The organism is Vibrio sp. RC586, from assembly GCF_000176715.1.
GTDB lineage: Bacteria > Pseudomonadota > Gammaproteobacteria > Enterobacterales > Vibrionaceae > Vibrio.
This window is the reverse complement of record NZ_ADBD01000001.1, coordinates 1-2,706: the sequence shown is the minus strand read 5'-3', so window position 1 is coordinate 2,706 and position 2,706 is coordinate 1. Positions and strand designations below refer to the sequence as shown.

The following is a 2,706-nucleotide window of genomic DNA, read 5'->3' as shown; positions in this document are numbered from 1 at the left end:
TAACCCGTTTCCCATCGACTACGCTTTTCAGCCTCGCCTTAGGGGTCGACTCACCCTGCCCCGATTAACGTTGGACAGGAACCCTTGGTCTTCCGGCGGGGAGGTTTTTCACCCCCCTTGTCGTTACTCATGTCAGCATTCGCACTTCTGATACCTCCAGCAAACCTTACGATTCACCTTCAACGGCTTACAGAACGCTCCCCTACCCAATGCCCAAAGGACATTGCCGCAGCTTCGGTGTATTGCTTAGCCCCGTTACATCTTCCGCGCAGGCCGACTCGACTAGTGAGCTATTACGCTTTCTTTAAATGATGGCTGCTTCTAAGCCAACATCCTAGCTGTCTGAGCCTTCCCACATCGTTTCCCACTTAGCAATACTTTGGGACCTTAGCTGGCGGTCTGGGTTGTTTCCCTCTCCACGACGGACGTTAGCACCCGCCGTGTGTCTCCCGGATAGTACTTACTGGTATTCGGAGTTTGCAAAGGGTTGGTAAGTCGGGATGACCCCCTAGCCTTAACAGTGCTCTACCCCCAGTAGTATTCGTCCGAGGCGCTACCTAAATAGCTTTCGGGGAGAACCAGCTATCTCCGAGTTTGATTGGCCTTTCACCCCTAGCCACAAGTCATCCGCTAATTTTTCAACATTAGTCGGTTCGGTCCTCCAGTTGATGTTACTCAACCTTCAACCTGCCCATGGCTAGATCACCCGGTTTCGGGTCTATATCCAGAGACTGAACGCCCAGTTAAGACTCGCTTTCGCTACGGCTCCCCTATACGGTTAACCTTGCCACTGAATATAAGTCGCTGACCCATTATACAAAAGGTACGCAGTCACACCACGAAGGTGCTCCTACTGCTTGTACGTACACGGTTTCAGGTTCTATTTCACTCCCCTCACAGGGGTTCTTTTCGCCTTTCCCTCACGGTACTGGTTCACTATCGGTCAGTCAGGAGTATTTAGCCTTGGAGGATGGTCCCCCCATATTCAGACAGGATATCACGTGTCCCGCCCTACTCGATTTCACGCTCGATGAAGCGTCGGTTACGGGGCTATCACCCTGTATCGCCAAGCTTTCCAGCTTGTTCACCTACTTCACCGAGTGCTTAAGGGCTAATCCAGGTTCGCTCGCCGCTACTACCGGAATCTCGGTTGATTTCTTCTCCTCGGGGTACTTAGATGTTTCAGTTCCCCCGGTTTGCTCTGTTAACCTATGGATTCAGTTAACAGTAACTGCTTATGCAGTTGGGTTTCCCCATTCGGAAATCGCAGACTCAAACGGCTCTTACTGCCTTATCTGCGCTTATCGCAAGTTAGTACGTCCTTCATCGCCTCTGACTGCCCAGGCATCCACCGTGTACGCTTAGTCACTTAACCATACAACCCGAAGGAGTTTCGGGTTGTTGTTTAAACAACCTAAGTTGTCTCGCGTTTAATTTACATGAGTGCGAGACAGATTTTGCCGGACTCAAATTTTGAACAAGACCTAAGTCTTATTCGATACCAAGCACACTTGAATGTGTTGTTGGTGTTTATCTTTCGATAAACATTGAGAACTTTACAAACAACAATAAATTGTTGTTTTGTCAGCTTTCCAAATTGTTAAAGAGCAAAGTATTTCTTATCACTAAGAATCACTTTCTAAGGACTTTCGGCGGCAAAAGTCCGAACCACGCAGTTTTTTTGGTGGTTTGGAAGCTCATTCCAAAAATACTTAAAGAGTGGTGGGCGATACCGGGTTCGAACCAGTGACCCCCTGCTTGTAAGGCAGGTGCTCTCCCAACTGAGCTAATCGCCCACATGTTTTACTTCCTGTGGAGGAAGATAATGGTGGGTCGTATAGGATTTGAACCTATGACCAATTGGTTAAAAGCCAACTGCTCTACCACTGAGCTAACGACCCATTTGGTATCCCGTAGGGGAGTCGAACCCCTGTTACCGCCGTGAAAGGGCGGTGTCCTAGGCCTCTAGACGAACGGGACACTAAGATACTCTTCTCTAATCTAAACCAAATCAATCTGTGTGGACACTCATCACGATAACCATCGTGTAAGGAGGTGATCCAGCGCCAGGTTCCCCTAGCGCTACCTTGTTACGACTTCACCCCAGTCATGAACCACAAAGTGGCAAGCGTCCTCCCGAAGGTTAAACTACCTGCTTCTTTTGCAGCCCACTCCCATGGTGTGACGGGCGGTGTGTACAAGGCCCGGGAACGTATTCACCGCAACATTCTGATTTGCGATTACTAGCGATTCCGACTTCATGGAGTCGAGTTGCAGACTCCAATCCGGACTACGACGTACTTTGTGAGATTCGCTCCACCTCGCGGTCTTGCTGCCCTCTGTATACGCCATTGTAGCACGTGTGTAGCCCTACTCGTAAGGGCCATGATGACTTGACGTCGTCCCCACCTTCCTCCGGTTTATCACCGGCAGTCTCCCTGGAGTTCCCACCATTACGTGCTGGCAAACAAGGATAAGGGTTGCGCTCGTTGCGGGACTTAACCCAACATTTCACAACACGAGCTGACGACAGCCATGCAGCACCTGTCTCTCAGTTCCCGAAGGCACAAGACTGTCTCCAGTCTCTTCTGAGGATGTCAAGAGTAGGTAAGGTTCTTCGCGTTGCATCGAATTAAACCACATGCTCCACCGCTTGTGCGGGCCCCCGTCAATTCATTTGAGTTTTAATCTTGCGACCGTACTCCC

3 tRNA genes and 2 rRNA genes are annotated in these 2,706 nt (G+C 50.0%); all 5 read right to left on the bottom strand.

Annotated elements, in window-relative coordinates:
• Positions 1-1,375 (bottom strand): 23S ribosomal RNA (locus VOA_RS17125); the annotation flags it as partial.
• 345 nt (positions 1,376-1,720) lie between these two features.
• Positions 1,721-1,796: transfer RNA gene (locus tag VOA_RS17130), tRNA-Val, on the bottom strand.
• A gap of 30 nt (positions 1,797-1,826) precedes the next feature.
• Positions 1,827-1,901 (bottom strand) — tRNA-Lys (locus tag VOA_RS17135).
• A gap of 3 nt (positions 1,902-1,904) precedes the next feature.
• Positions 1,905-1,980 (bottom strand) — tRNA-Glu (locus VOA_RS17140).
• A gap of 68 nt (positions 1,981-2,048) precedes the next feature.
• A 16S ribosomal RNA gene (locus VOA_RS17145) occupies positions 2,049-2,706 on the bottom strand; the annotation flags it as partial.